This window comes from Corynebacterium sp. Marseille-P4321 (assembly GCF_903645305.1).
In the GTDB taxonomy this organism is placed as follows: Bacteria; Actinomycetota; Actinomycetes; order Mycobacteriales; family Mycobacteriaceae; genus Corynebacterium.
Map to the genome: position 1 here is coordinate 467,524 of NZ_CAHJXO010000003.1, position 13,102 is coordinate 480,625.

The following is a 13,102-nucleotide window of genomic DNA, read 5'->3' on the forward strand; positions in this document are numbered from 1 at the left end:
CTGGCTATGCACACATCAGGGCGCGTAAAAGGCGCCTTCGCAGCGATTCTGGCTGCGGGCCTGCTTGCTGGGTGCGCTCCGGAAGCAGAAGTGGTTGAGGAAGTGGAAGTGGCCGAGGCAACGCCACCCAACGCCACGGTGACCATCCGCGCCGTCGGCGACATGCTCATCCACTCCGACGTGTACACCACCGCCTCCAGCGGCGAGGGCTTCGACTTCTCCGGCATGTTCGACGAGATGCGCCCCTACCTCGAGGGGGCGGACATCACCACGGCGAACATGGAGGTGCCGGTGGCCGGGCCGGAGTTCGAACTGTCGGGCTACCCCATGTTCAACGCTCCGCCCGAGATCATCGATGCGCTGCAGGGGGCGGGAGTGGACATCGTGAACAACGCGACCAACCACGCGATGGATCGTGACGGGGAGGGTATGGAGGCGTCGACAAGCAATATGCGCTCCCGCGGCATGCCGTATGTGGGCGGGTACGCCTCGCCGGAGGATAAGGCGACGCCGCGCATCATCGAGGAAAACGGCCTGAAAGTGGGTTTCCTCGCCTACACCTACGGCACGAACGGGCTGCCGATCCCGCAGGAGCACCTGGTTTCCCTCATCGACCACGACGTGATGCGCGAGGAGATCTCCGCGCTGGAAAAACAGGTGGACATCGTGGTGACCATGCTGCACATGGGTGAGGAGTACGCGCCGCTTCCCGTTGACTTTCAGCGTGAGACGGCGCAGGTTGCTATCGACGCCGGCGCCGACCTCATCCTCGGCGGACACCCGCACGTGGTGCAGCCGTTTGAAGTGGCGGACGACCACGCCGTGTGGTGGTCGCACGGCAACTTCCTCCACGGCCAGTGGGAGGAGGAGACCAAGGTCGGGGGCGTGGGCGAGTTCACGTTCACCCGGCGCGGCGACGGCTCGCTGCACGTGGACCGGGTGCGCTACATGCCGACGTACACGGTGGGCCCGCCGATTTCCTACGACCATCACGTGATCCCGCTGGTGCAGGCGCAGGACTACCTCGATGTCGCCGGGTGGATGGACGAACTCAACGCCCGCTTGAACGTGGAGGTTGTGAACTACCTCTAGTTAGCGTTCCGCCTGGTCGACGGGCATCACGCTCATGGTGTCGATGTTCACGTGCGGCGGCAGGCTGGCCACCCACCGCACCGCCTCCGCGATGTCCTCGGCGGTGAGGTTCACTTTGCCCTCGTACACCGCGTCCGCGCGCTGGGTGTCGCCTTCGAAGCGGTTGAGGGAGAAGTCGGTTTTCACGCGCCCGGGGTCGATTTCGGTGACGCGGATCTGATTTTCGGCCTCCTCGCGTCGGAACGCGCGTGTGATGCCCCGCAGGCCGTACTTCGATGCGTTGTACCCGGAGCCGCCCTTGTAGGCGTCGGTGGCGGCGACGGAACCGATGTTTATCACCAGCCCGTTTGCCGCCTTGAGCTGCGGGTATAGGGCGCGGGTGACGCGCATGGTGCCCATCACGTTGGTGGCGAACATCCACTCCCAGTCCGCGTCGGAGGCGTCGCGCAGGTAATCGAGTCCCTTGGCGCCGCCGGCGTTGTTTACCAGCAGGTCGCAGCGTTCAAGCTTGGACGCAAGCTTCTCGACGCTCCCCGCGTCCGTCACGTCCAACTCCACCGCGTCGCCGCCGATCTCGCTGGCAATAGCCTGGCACTTCTCCAGCCGCCGCGCCGCGACGACCACGTGCCACCCGTCGCGCGCCAGCGCCCGCGCGCTCGCCTCCCCGATGCCCGCAGATCCGCCCGTGATTACCGCTACTTTCTTGCTCATAGCGCCGATGCTAGCCCCTGCGCGATCATCCACACGGCGATCGCGGCGAAGATGCAGCCCGTAATCAAATCCACCACGTGCCCATAGCGCTGCACAGGGGCTTTGAGCTTATCGACGGCTACCGCGAACCCCACGAACCACACCACCCCAGTGACCACCAGCATCACCGCCGTGCCCAGTCCCGCGCCGGGGGTGAGGAACTGCGCGAAGATGGCGCCGAAGAACAGCACGGCTTTGGGGTTGGACAGGTTAGTTAGCACCCCGGTGAGGAACGGGTTTTTCACCCTTTGCGCCTCTCCCACTTCGGTGGTGCGGGCGTTGAGCCCTGCCCGGATCGCGCCGATGCCCATGTACAGCAGGTACGCCCCGCCGACGATCTGCAGCACTGCGAGGATTCCGGGCTGCGCCTGCATGAGTGCGGAAAGGCCGAGTATGGACGCCGTGATCCACACCGTGTTTCCCACCATGATGCCGAGCGCACACAGCACCCCGGCGCGGCGGTCCTTCGTGCCGATGCGGATGATCTGGAACAGGTCTGGGCCGGGGCTTGCGATCGCCGCGATCCAGGCGACGAGCAACGTCGTCATGGGTGCACCTGCCTCATCGTGATGTTGATGCGCCCCTCAGCCAACCCGGTACCTTCCGGCCCCGTGCCGGGCTTCGCTCCGAGGACCCCGTGGCTCGCGCGGCGCGCCGGTCCGCCGAACACTACCGCATCGCCCGACATGAGCAGCACGTCCCGGCCTTCGATGCGAAAGACTGTCTCCTCCCCCACGGAAAGGCTCACCACGGCGGCCTCCGACGCCTCTTCCTTGTCCACGTGTGCGCCCATTCCGGCGCCGGGCGGGTAGAAGTTCACCAGCGCCGTCTCGATGTGCGGGGTTGGCCCCACGAGCGGGTCGACGGCGCGCGCCGCGTCCATCACGCGCTCCGCGATCCCTTGATAGTTCGCAGGCACTGAAGGAACCTTCACCCCGTCGACCTCCTGCACCAGACGGTACGGGTTCGTCGCCCAGAACCAGCCGAGCGAGAGCAGCCACGCTTTCATCTGTCCCGCGCCGACCATGGGCCTGCGCATGGCCACCGGGGTTCCGGCTACCCCGCGCGCGAGCTCACGCGCTTGATCCACGAGCGCGTGCTGTTCCTCCAGCGTGAGAAACGCGGGTAGGTGGACGATGCCTTCCATCACGCGGGAGGGTTCGCGTGGGATGAGGTTGGCGTCGATAAGCATGTGCTCAATGTAGCGGGGGTTCGCGTCTTGGCGTCATATAAGGTTTTTAGAAACTTCACATGGCGCGCGATTTATGGTTCGTACACTTTAGTGGACATTTTCTTGTTTTTGCTGGTTTAGCTCTTGCCATACGTCTTTGTGTTCGACTATAATTTAGGCCATTGAGAACCCGAAAGGAGGTGCCCATGACCACTGCCGCCCCACCCCGCCCAAAGTTCTTCGCCAGCCAGCGCCCCGGCGACCCGGACTGCATCAACGCGCAAGCCATCCGCGACGCGCATTGGAATCTCTTCGGCCTCTTTTCGGTGCCGGGGCACGAGGAGGAAGATTTCGACGCCACCGTTACCCGCCTCCGCACCCTCACCGGCTTTCAACCCGCGTTCGTGCGCAAGGCGATCCTCGCTCACGCCCAACTGCAACAACTCCCCCTCCTGCGCGCGCTACAGGCAGAAACGCGCGTGCTGGACATGGCGCACCTCACGGCCGTAAACAAGGCGGTGGAGGAGCTTGGCGCCGATGTGGAGCAGGAAGTGCTTGAGCTTATCGACGAGCTCTTGGTGCGCACCTTCACCCCGAAACGCGCAAACCAGGAATTACCGCAGGTCTCGGCCGTAACCCGGCGCATCCGCGACCTGGTCCGTGGCGTCGCCCCTGCCAACGCGTACGACCCGAAAGCGCGTAAGCGCCGTGAAGATGACGCCGACACCTACACCTCTGCCGCATTTATGGACGGCGGGCGCGAACGCTTCCTTATCCAGCTACTCACCGACACCGCCAAGGGTGAACTGATCCACGAATCGGTACTTGCGGTCGCGCGAGAGCACGGCACGAGTATGTCGGATGCCGCATGCAAGCTTCTCATGGGCGAGATTTCCCCGCAGGCGAACGTCGTTATGCATCTGTACGCCCCGAAAGATCGCGTAGAAGGCGACCCGGTGTACATCCCCGGCCGCGGCTGGACCGACCCGGAAGCCACCGCCACCGTGGAGGAATGGCTGAAAGGCGGCGCGGCGAAAACCATCGACCTCGACGTTGCCGCGGAACACGAGGTGGACGGGTACAAGCCCACCGCCGCCATGCGCGCCTACGCTTTCGCGCGCGACGGCACATGCGTCTACCCGGGCTGCAGCATCCGCGCCGACCGTTGCCAGCTCGACCACCGCATTCCTTACGACGAAGGCGGGGCCACCACCCCCAGCAACCTGTTTTCCCTGTGTGCTCGGCATCACAATGCGAAAACCGATCGTCGTGCGTTCTACGTCCCCGACCCGGCCACCGGAGACATCATTTGGCTGTTCCCCGACGGCACGTACACCGTCGTGGAATCGGACGGGCTGTTGCACCGCCAGCTCACCCCAACTGCGCCCCGCTGGCAGGTGAGCCTGCAAAGCGTGCGCGCACTGCGGGCAGACACTGCAGCTTTCAACGCGAAGTGCCACGCCATTCTGGACCGGTTCGACATCGACCTCAACTTTGACCGGGCGCGGAGGGAGATCGCGGAGCTCGAAGAGAAGTACGGCCTGTTCTTCCCCATCAAGTTCGAGATGCCGGAGATGCCGATACCCGAGCCGTGGCTCGACGAAGAGGCGGAGAGGGCGGAAAAGATCCCGCCGAACTTGGTCGAACCCGTCGAGGCGCCCTTCCCGGAAGACGACGACCTTCCACCGGGCGACAACCCCTTCCACGAGCCGAAGGTGCTCTGGGATTACAGCGAGGGCTTCGGCACCGACGAAGATGTCGCCGGAATGATGTCCTTCGAGGAAAAGATCGAGCAGTTGGGCTTCGACGACTTCGCCGAGGGAATGCAGGCCCTGTCAAAGTTGTACGGATTCCGCGTTTGGGAAGAAGACGACGAAGACGAAGCGGTGTAACCCATGGCTCAACGTTCCACCGATGTGATATAACCCATAACAATCTTGTCCTGGGTACCTGCGGAGGAGCGGCATGGCGAATCAACAATTGAACAAGGAGCTCGGCACGTTCACCCTCATCGCGCTCGGCGTTTCGGGCGTGGTGGGATCGAGCTGGATCTACACAAACGGAGCATTTTTCGACGACTACGGTGCTGGCGGAATGATCTTCGGCCTGGCCGTGGGCACGTTGCTAGCCGCATGCGTGGCGCTGTCGTACGCGCAACTGACCGGGCTGTTCCCCCGCGCGGGCGGCGAGGTGGTGTTTAGCTTCACCATCTTGGGACGCACCTGGGGCTTCGTTACCGGCTGGCTGCTCATCGGAGCGTATGTGTCCTCGTTGGCGTTCTACTTCACGTCGTTTGGCGTGTTGCTGGAGTTCTACATCCCCGCAATGACAGAGATTCCCGTCTACTCGCTCGCGGGCTCAACGGTGACCCTGCCGGTGCTGCTCTCCGGCCTGCTGCTCACCCTGCTGTTCTTCTTCCTCAACGTCCGCGGGGCAAGCCTCGGCGGCCAGCTGCAGGTGATTTTGTTCATCGCGCTGATCGGTATCGGCCTGACCCTCGCCGTGGTGGGCTTTAGCGCCGGAAGCTGGGACAACTTCTGGCCGCCGTTCCGCGAGGACCAGAACCCCGCGATGAGCATCATGCGTTTCGTGGTGCCCGGCATGACGTACATGGCTGGCTTCGGCTTGATTGCCACCCTGGCGGAGGACGCGAACCTGCCGGCGAAGAAGATCGGCCGCCTGGTGGTGGCTACGGTGCTCATCGCGGGAAGCTTCTACTGCATCGTGCTGGCTTCTTCGGCGTTCATCATGCCGTGGGAGGAAGTCGCCGGCATGGAGCAGGGCACGATTACCGCGTTCACCGAAGCGGGCTTCCCGGTGCTGGGTGCGCTGGCGTTCTCGATTGCGATCCTGGGCCTGCTCACGTCCTTCCTCGGTCTGTTCATGGCCACCAGCCGCATCGTGGTGGCGCTCGCCCGCGTGAACCTGCTGCCGGCGCGCTTTGCGGAGATTGACCCGAAGTACGGCACACCGAAAAACGCGCTGATTTTGGTCACCATCATCACCATCGCGCTCGGTCTCCTCGGCCGCGGCGCGATGACCTCGTTCCTGGACACCGGCGGCATCTACCTCGGCCTGGTGTGGGTGCTGGTGGTGGCGTGCCAGCTGCGCCTGAAGACGAAGTACCCGGAGCTCTACGCCAAGTCGAAGCTGAAGGCCGGCTTCATCCCGGTCATCGGTGCGGCTGGCGCGGCGCTGACCATCATCCTGGCGCTGTGGCCGGGCACCAGCATGAGCCTGGTGTGGCCGCTGGAGTACGTGGTGCTCATCGCGTGGGTGGCAATCGGTGCGGTGTTCTACTTCGTCAGCAAACCGATCAACCGCGAGGTAGCGCTCGAGCAGCTCCTCGGCGAACACAAGGAGACGCTGCCGAAGCAGCTGAAGGAGGAGGTTTAAATGCCGCGCCACTGGTTGGAACCGTACGGCCCAGAAACATTTGAGGCGCTGCGAGCCGCCACGCCGACAGACCTGCCGCCGCTTCCGGAGCCGCCCACCGAGGAGGGTGCCCGCGCTGCCGCCGTGCGTGAAACTGGCGCGCCGCTGGTGGAAGTACCTGGCGACATCGCCACCTACCACGCGTACCTGGAGTTCGGGTCGCCGAAGTTCCCGCAGAAGATGCTGGCCCGCGACGAGGTGATCGAGCGCATCCGTACAGCGCAGACGTTGATCCCCGCGCCGTTCACCCTGCTGGTGCTGGACACGTGGCGCTCGAGGGAGGCGCAGCGCGAACTCGGCAGGATTTACCGCGAGACGTACCCGGACCTGGACGCAACCTTCGTCGCCGACCCGGACGACACGGAGCTCATCGCCCCGCACACGCTCGGCGCGGCGGTGGACCTCACGCTGGCGTTTGAGGGCAAGGGTCTGCCACTGGGCAGCGACTTCGACCAGTTCGACGCCACCGCCGGCGCGATGTACCTCGAGCGCAAGGTGGACCTTACGGCCAAGCAGGAACTCGACCGCGACCTGCGGCGGCTGCTCAGCCACGCGATGTTGGAAGCCGGGTTCGCGCCGCTAGCCAGCGAGTGGTGGCACTTCTCTTACGGCGACCAGCGCTGGGCCGCGTTCTACGGCCACGACGCATCGCTGTACGACCAGATCGATTACCGCAAGTAGAACCGGTCGGCGACCTCGTACTTCGGGCCGCCGGAGCGCCCTTTGCCAAGGTGGGACTCTAAAAGGAGCACTTCGTCGGCGGCCCATTCGGGTCCGGTGTAGACGGCGAGGGCGTGGGCGTGATCGTCGAGAAGCATGTGATCCCTCGTGCGGGTGCCGGTGCGCGCCACGGTGAGGTGCGCGCGCTGGCGTCGGCGCGTCTCCGGGTCGAGTTGGCAGTCCGCCATGAGGTCTTTCAGCGGCGCTTTGTCCCCGCCGACGCCGATCCAGAGGGTGCGCCGATCAAAACACCCGGCGCCTCGGAGGTGAAGTCGAAGCGGCCGGGTGAAGGCGGTGGCTTGTGAGAGGTGGTCGGTGACAGCCGCGGCGTCGTTGGGCTGCGATCCGTAGAACGCCACCGTGATGTGCCAGTTGTCGGGGTCGGACCATCTGGCTTCGGTGCCGGAGAAGTCGCGGATGGGCCGCAGGGCGGTGATGAGGTGCTCGCGAACTTCGACCGGTGGGACGATCGCTGCGAAGAGGCGTCTCATGGCCGTAACGCTACCCTGGAATGCGATGTTTGACCTTGCAAGAATCGGCGAAGGCCTTCCCGTGTCGCGCGTGATCGGCGACCTGCCTCAATGCGGCCCGCTCGTGGTGGAGGCACCGCCCGGCACGGGTAAGACGACGCTGGTGCCGCCGGCGGTGGCCAACATCGCCGGCAAGACGGTGGTGGTGGCGCCGCGCAGGGTTGCGGTTCGCGCGGCGGCAAAGAGGCTTGCGCTTCTCGACGGCTCCGCGTTGGGCACCAAAGTCGGCTATTCCATCCGCGGCGAACACTTCGACGGCGCGGAGGTGGAGTTCGTGACCCCAGGCGTGTTACGCAATCGTCTGCTGCGCGACCCGGAGCTGACGGGGGTCGGCGCGGTGGTGATCGACGAGGTGCACGAGCGCCAGCTGGACACCGATCTGGTGCTGGCGATGTGCATGGAGGTGGCGTTCCTTCGCGACGACCTCTACCTCGCGGCGATGTCGGCGACGCTGGACGCGCGCAAGTTCGCCGAGCACATGGGGGCGGAGATTCTCTCGACGCAGGCGGATATCTATCCGCTGGATATTACATACGCACCACACCCGGGGCGCATTGAAGGTACGCGGGAGTTCTACGCGCACGTGGCCCGGCTGGCGGACGGCGAGGAACGCACGCTGGTGTTTGTGCCGGGGGCACGCGAGGTGGACCTGGTGGCGTCCCTGACGGGTGGGTCGCCGCTGCACGGACGGCTGAGCAGCGAGCAGCAGGACGAGGCGCTGAACGGGACGGCGCGGGTAGTGGTGGCAACCAGCGTGGCGGAATCCTCGATCACCGTGCCCGGGGTGCGCAAGGTGGTGGACGCGGGGCTGTCGCGCACGCCGAAACGCGACGCGCGCGGGATGCAGGGCCTGGTCACGGTGTCCGAGTCGAAGGCCAGCGCCGACCAGCGCGCCGGACGTGCGGGGCGCGAGGGGCCCGGCACGGTGGTGCGGGCGTTTTCGCAGGCCGAGTACGCGAACTTCTCGCCCGAGGCGACGCCCGAGATCATGTCCTCGGACCTCACCGGCGCAGAGCTGACCATCGCCGCGTGGGGCTCGCCGGACTTGCCGCTTCTCGACGAGCCCCCGGCGCACACCCGCGCTCAAGCAAGGGAGACGCTCACTGAACTCGGAGCTCTGAAGGACGAGAAGATCACGGAGTTCGGCGAGGAGCTCGTGCGGCTGCCACTGGACCCGCGGCTCGGCGCGGCGCTCATCCGCCACGGTGCGCAGGCGGCGCCGACGGTGGCGCGCCTCGGCGGCGACACGGACGCCCGCAGGCTGGCGCGGATGGTGCCGGACAAGGGGCCGGTTAACCCGGGCTCGGTAATCGCGTTCGCATTCCCCCAGTGGGTGGCGAAGAAGGTCGGCGAGAGCGAATACCTGCTGGCCTCCGGCACCCGGGCGCGCTACGAGGGACGGGCAGAGTGGATCGCGGCCGCCGAGGTGCAGCGCACCGGGTCACGGGCGGTGATCCGTGAGGCGGAGCCGATTGCGTTTCCGGCCGAGCGCGTACGCGAGGAAACCCGCGCGTTTATTGAGGGTGGCAAGGTGCGCGGGCGGAAGGTGGCGCGGATAGGCGCGATCGAGCTGAACTCCACGCCGGTGCAGCTCAGCCCCGAAGAGGCGGCGGAGGCGCTGCAAGGGTTGGACTTCACCGCGTTTGAACTTTCGGAAGACGAGCAGCGGTTAAAGGAGCGGCTCGACTTCCTCCACCACGCCATCGGCACGCCGGACGTGGAGGAGGGCGACTACTCGGTGGAGGTGGCGCAGGTGGCAGGTGGGGCGTCGATAAGCAAATGCGACATGCGCCAAGCGATGCTGCGGCAACTGCCGTGGGACGTGGTGGGCAGGCTCGACGAGCTGGCGCCGGAGAAAATTGGGCCGGGGAAGGTGGAGTACTCCAGCGGCCGGCCCGTGGTGCGCGTGAAGCTGCAGGGGCTGTTCGGGCAGCGGCAGACCGCGCAGGTGGCGGGCGTGAACGTGGTGTACCACCTGCTCTCGCCCGCGGGGCGCGAACTGGCGGTTACCGAGGACCTGGAAAGCTTCTGGAACGGCCCCTACCAGCAGGTTCGCAAGGAAATGCGGGGGCGCTACCCGAAGCACCCCTGGCCGGAGGACCCGCTGAGCGCGGAGCCGACGCTGCGCACTACACGCACTGCGAAATAATCAGGCCCGCGCCCGCAACCCCCGCGAGCGTGAGCCCGGCCGCGATGCCCATGTCCACATTGCGGGAGTTCAAATCGCGCAGGCGCAGGTCGATGTTGAGGTTTTCCACCTGCACGTTCAGGGCATTTTGCTTAGCGACGACAGGCAGGCTCAACTGCGACGCAAACCCCAAAGGCAACAGCACCAGAAGCGGCAACCCCACGCCGAGGGCGGTGGCGGTGCAGCGGGCGGAGACCTCCGGGGCGTAATTGACAAACGCGTCGATCACGGCGCCCTGCTCGCTCGCCGGGGCTGCCTCGCGGCCCACGAGGATGCGGGCCGGGAGGATCTCGGTGGTCTCGTCGCTGAAAGTGGCCTTCACCGGGAACTCGTAGGTACCGGGGGTAACGTCTGCCCCCGGGTTGAGGCGGATAGAGCCGTCGGCGGTGTTCAGCTCCGCCCACTCTGGGAGCGAGGTGGCGTCGAACCATGCCGCGCCGCGCGGCAGCGGGGCCGGGACGACGGCGTCGAAACCGGGGTGCACCGCCGTGAGTTCGTAGCCGTGCTCGGTGGTGACGACATCCAGCTCAGGGGGCGTTTCCTGAGCGTAGGCAGGCTGGAGCGTCGCGCCAGCTAGAGCGGCGGTCAGCGCCGCGGCGACGATCCTTCTGCCCACAGCGGGCCTCCCTCAGTTGTTTTGAGAACTATGCTTGTTTGTTTCGATTGATGATTGTAGTGCACAACCCCTGCTGTAGTGTTACTCGCCATGTCGAGCTCTACCGCACGCACCGTGTCCATGTGGACACTGGTTTCGCTCATCATCGGCTCCACCATCGGGTCCGGCATCTTCGCGCTCCCCCAAAACATCGGCTCAGTGGCCAGCCCCGGCGCGATGCTCGTCGGCTGGGCGATTGCGGGCGTGGGCATGCTCTCCATCGCGTTCGTGTTCCAGATCCTTGCGCGCCGCAAACCCAATTTGGATTCCGGAGTGTACTCCTACGTGCGCGCGGGCCTGGGCGACTTCATCGGATTCACCAGCGGCTTGGGCTACTGGCTCGGCTCCGTGATGGCGCAGGTGGGCTACGCCACGCTGTTCTTCAGCACCATCGGCTACTACGTGCCGTTGTTTTCCAACCCCTGGGTGCTGGCGCTGAGCGTGTCGGCGCTGAGCTGGCTGATCTTCTATGCGCTCACCCGTGGTGTGCGGCAGGCGGCGGTGATGAACGTGATCACCACCGTCGCAAAGCTTGTGCCCATCTTGTGCTTCATAGTGCTGGTCGCGTTCCTGGGCTTCTCCTGGGACCGCTTCACCATGGACTTCACCGGGGCGGTGCACCCCGGCATCCCGTTCGGCGAGCAGCTGAAGGGCATCATGCTGTACACGGTGTGGGTGTTCATCGGCATCGAAGGCGCGTCGGTGTATTCGAAGCAGGCGCGCACGCGTAGCGACGTGGGCAAAGCCACCATCATCGGGTTCTTGAGCGTGCTGCTCCTGCTGGTCGCGGTGTCGACGCTTTCCTACGGCGTGATGGGCCAAGAAGAGCTCGCGGCACTGCCGGAGAACTCCATGGGCGCGGTGCTCGAGGCCGTGGTGGGCCCGTGGGGCGGCGTGCTCATCTCGATCGGGCTGTGCCTGAGCGTGCTGGGCGCGTACGTGTCCTGGCAGATGCTGTGCGCCGAGCCGATCGTGCTGATGAGCCAGGACGGCCTCCTGCCGCACGCGATGGGCAAGACGAACGCGAACGGCGCCCCGGTACGCGCACAGCTGCTGTCCACGCTGGTGATCCAGTTCTTCGTGGTGGTGTTCTTCTTCAACGAGACGTCCTACAACGCCATGGTGCAGCTGGCCACCATCATGTACCTGCTGCCGTACATCTTCTCCTCGCTGTACCTCGTGCTGTTGGCGGTGCGCGGCAAGGGGCTCACCCACCCGCACGCAGGCACGCGTTTCGACGACTCCGGGCCCGCCGTGCCCCGCGCCGAGAACCAGCGCCACCTCGTGGTGGGGCTGGTGGCGTCGGTGTACTCGCTGTGGCTCATCTACGCCGCCGACCCGGTGTACGTGCTCTTCGGCGCGCTCGCGGTCGTGCCGGGCCTCGTCCCGTACATCTGGACGCGCAAGCGCAACAACGAGAAACTCTTCAACACCTTCGAGTGGGTCGTGGTGGCGATTGTGTGCCTCGGCGCCGTGGCGGCACTCGTTGGCCTGGTCAACGGATCACTGGTGCTGGAGTAAGTCGACAGAAAGTTTTCCGCCCATGAACCGTTGGCTGATCGCACTGCCCCTGTCGGTGGCGCTCGGCTTCCTGTTCGCGTGGGCGCACGTGCCGGCCGCGTGGATCCTCGCCGGCATCTTCGGCTCCGGGGCCGTGGCGCTGATCTCCGGGCGCGACCTGCCGATCAACGAGCACGTTTTCACTTTCGCACGCGGCACCATCGGGGTGATCGCGGCGCTGCCGCTGGTGGGCATCCCGCCGCGCGAGCTGCTGCCGTTCCTCGTGCCGGGGCTGATCGTCGCGGCGGCGGTGCTGGCGCTCGCGTTCAGCGGTGGCACGTGGCTGGCGCGGCACAGCGGCTCGAGTGTTTCACGGGAAACGGGCATCTTGTCGCTGCTGCCGGGCGGGGCGTCGCTCATGCCCGCCATCGCGAAGGATTTGGGCGCGGACATGCGCTACGTCGCGCTTTCGCAGTACCTGCGCCTGCTTGCGGTTTCCGTCACGTTACCGCTTGTCGCATCGCTTCTCGACGCGCCAAAGGCTGCTTCCGAAGTCCAACATTTGGAACCGTACTGGTGGATGTGGCTGCTCGTTCCAGCCCTGATCTGTGTTGGCATCCCGGCCGGGCGCTTACTGCACCTGCCGAACCCGAGCGTGTTCGGGCCCATGATCGCCACCGCGGTGGTGGGCAGCCTCGTGGACTTCACCATCGTGCCGCCGGCACCACTCACCGTCGCAGCGTTCCTGGCACTCGGCTTCATGTGCGGCGGCGGCCTGTCCGTGCCTGCGCTGAAGCAGTTCTCGAGGTTGCTGCCAGCCACCCTGACCTACATTGCGGGGCTCATGGCCGCCTGCGCCGCGATGGGCTGGGTCGTTACGAAGTGGCTCGGGGTGACCTACTACGAGGGCTACCTGGCCACCAGCCCCGGCGCGCTGGAAACCGTGCTGGCGCTGTCGGCGGAAGGCGGCGCAGGCCCGGCTGTGGTTGCGCTGCAGCTCATCCGCCTCATTTGTGTGTTGCTGTTCGCCGCCTACCTGCCGCGGCTGCTCAAACGCTAGT

12 protein-coding genes are annotated in these 13,102 nt (G+C 65.7%); 7 read left to right on the plus strand and 5 right to left on the minus strand.

What is annotated here, in order from left to right; all coding sequences use genetic code 11:
• Positions 1-6: 6 nt before the first annotated feature.
• Entirely contained in the window at positions 7-1,092 is a 1,086-nt protein-coding gene (locus tag HWX32_RS10565; protein WP_175935814.1) for a CapA family protein, read from the plus strand.
• Here the strand turns inward: HWX32_RS10565 and HWX32_RS10570 are convergent, their stop codons facing one another.
• Genes HWX32_RS10570 through HWX32_RS10580 form a run of 3 tightly spaced genes read right to left on the minus strand, consistent with a single transcriptional unit; the run spans position 1,093 to position 3,034 of the window.
• Positions 1,093-1,803, minus strand: a complete 711-nt coding sequence (locus HWX32_RS10570) for an SDR family oxidoreductase (protein WP_175935815.1) — start codon at positions 1,801-1,803, stop codon at positions 1,093-1,095.
• Positions 1,800-2,390 (minus strand): LysE family translocator, encoded by a 591-nt coding sequence (locus HWX32_RS10575; protein ID WP_075468429.1) that lies wholly within the window; start codon positions 2,388-2,390, stop codon positions 1,800-1,802. The genes HWX32_RS10570 and HWX32_RS10575 overlap by 4 nt, the downstream gene beginning before the upstream one ends.
• Positions 2,387-3,034 (minus strand): alpha-ketoglutarate-dependent dioxygenase AlkB, encoded by a 648-nt coding sequence (locus HWX32_RS10580; RefSeq protein ID WP_075468431.1) that lies wholly within the window; start codon positions 3,032-3,034, stop codon positions 2,387-2,389. Before HWX32_RS10580 ends, HWX32_RS10575 begins: the two co-directional genes overlap by 4 nt.
• A 185-nt stretch (positions 3,035-3,219) precedes the next feature.
• Between HWX32_RS10580 and HWX32_RS10585 the strand changes: the two genes are divergently transcribed.
• From HWX32_RS10585 to HWX32_RS10595, 3 genes are all read left to right on the plus strand, one after another.
• Positions 3,220-4,905: an HNH endonuclease gene (locus HWX32_RS10585; protein WP_175935816.1), complete on the plus strand. Its 1,686-nt coding sequence runs from the start codon at positions 3,220-3,222 to the stop codon at positions 4,903-4,905.
• A gap of 73 nt (positions 4,906-4,978) precedes the next feature.
• Complete coding sequence (locus HWX32_RS10590; RefSeq protein WP_175935817.1) at positions 4,979-6,409, plus strand: APC family permease; 1,431 nt, start codon at positions 4,979-4,981, stop codon at positions 6,407-6,409.
• A complete protein-coding gene (locus HWX32_RS10595) occupies positions 6,410-7,129 on the plus strand; it encodes a M15 family metallopeptidase (protein ID WP_175935818.1) in 720 nt (239 codons plus the stop codon).
• On the opposite strand, the gene thpR is transcribed toward HWX32_RS10595, so the two are convergent.
• Positions 7,117-7,659 carry an RNA 2',3'-cyclic phosphodiesterase gene (thpR, locus tag HWX32_RS10600; RefSeq protein ID WP_175935819.1) on the minus strand — a complete coding sequence of 181 codons (543 nt, stop codon included), beginning with the start codon at positions 7,657-7,659 and terminating at the stop codon, positions 7,117-7,119. The two genes, HWX32_RS10595 and thpR, sit on opposite strands and share 13 nt — an antisense overlap.
• A gap of 25 nt (positions 7,660-7,684) precedes the next feature.
• On the opposite strand from thpR, the gene HWX32_RS10605 reads away from it, so the two are divergent.
• Positions 7,685-9,847, plus strand: coding sequence for an ATP-dependent helicase C-terminal domain-containing protein (locus HWX32_RS10605; RefSeq protein WP_175935820.1), 2,163 nt, complete (start codon positions 7,685-7,687; stop codon positions 9,845-9,847).
• Here HWX32_RS10605 and HWX32_RS10610 read toward each other — a convergent pair.
• Positions 9,828-10,502 (minus strand): Rib/alpha-like domain-containing protein, encoded by a 675-nt coding sequence (locus HWX32_RS10610; protein WP_175935821.1) that lies wholly within the window; start codon positions 10,500-10,502, stop codon positions 9,828-9,830. The genes HWX32_RS10605 and HWX32_RS10610 overlap by 20 nt on opposite strands.
• A gap of 90 nt (positions 10,503-10,592) precedes the next feature.
• On the opposite strand from HWX32_RS10610, the gene HWX32_RS10615 reads away from it, so the two are divergent.
• Together HWX32_RS10615 and HWX32_RS10620 are read left to right on the plus strand one after the other, a co-directional pair.
• On the plus strand, positions 10,593-12,062 hold the full coding sequence (locus HWX32_RS10615) for an amino acid permease (RefSeq protein WP_175935822.1): 1,470 nt from the start codon (positions 10,593-10,595) through the stop codon (positions 12,060-12,062).
• A gap of 22 nt (positions 12,063-12,084) precedes the next feature.
• Positions 12,085-13,101 (plus strand): AbrB family transcriptional regulator, encoded by a 1,017-nt coding sequence (locus HWX32_RS10620; protein ID WP_175935823.1) that lies wholly within the window; start codon positions 12,085-12,087, stop codon positions 13,099-13,101.
• The last annotated feature ends 1 nt before the right edge of the window (position 13,102 follow it).

Excerpts from the sequence above, each read along its gene's own strand:
- HWX32_RS10565 (WP_175935814.1), top strand. The coding sequence starts at position 7 with ATGCACACATCAGGGCGCGTAAAAGGCGCCTTCGCAGCGATTCTGGCT.
- HWX32_RS10570 (WP_175935815.1), bottom strand. The coding sequence starts at position 1,803 with ATGAGCAAGAAAGTAGCGGTAATCACGGGCGGATCTGCGGGCATCGGG.
- HWX32_RS10575 (WP_075468429.1), bottom strand. The coding sequence starts at position 2,390 with ATGACGACGTTGCTCGTCGCCTGGATCGCGGCGATCGCAAGCCCCGGC.
- HWX32_RS10580 (WP_075468431.1), bottom strand. The coding sequence starts at position 3,034 with ATGCTTATCGACGCCAACCTCATCCCACGCGAACCCTCCCGCGTGATG.
- HWX32_RS10585 (WP_175935816.1), top strand. The coding sequence starts at position 3,220 with ATGACCACTGCCGCCCCACCCCGCCCAAAGTTCTTCGCCAGCCAGCGC.
- HWX32_RS10590 (WP_175935817.1), top strand. The coding sequence starts at position 4,979 with ATGGCGAATCAACAATTGAACAAGGAGCTCGGCACGTTCACCCTCATC.
- HWX32_RS10595 (WP_175935818.1), top strand. The coding sequence starts at position 6,410 with ATGCCGCGCCACTGGTTGGAACCGTACGGCCCAGAAACATTTGAGGCG.
- thpR (WP_175935819.1), bottom strand. The coding sequence starts at position 7,659 with ATGAGACGCCTCTTCGCAGCGATCGTCCCACCGGTCGAAGTTCGCGAG.
- HWX32_RS10605 (WP_175935820.1), top strand. The coding sequence starts at position 7,685 with ATGTTTGACCTTGCAAGAATCGGCGAAGGCCTTCCCGTGTCGCGCGTG.
- HWX32_RS10615 (WP_175935822.1), top strand. The coding sequence starts at position 10,593 with ATGTCGAGCTCTACCGCACGCACCGTGTCCATGTGGACACTGGTTTCG.
- HWX32_RS10620 (WP_175935823.1), top strand. The coding sequence starts at position 12,085 with ATGAACCGTTGGCTGATCGCACTGCCCCTGTCGGTGGCGCTCGGCTTC.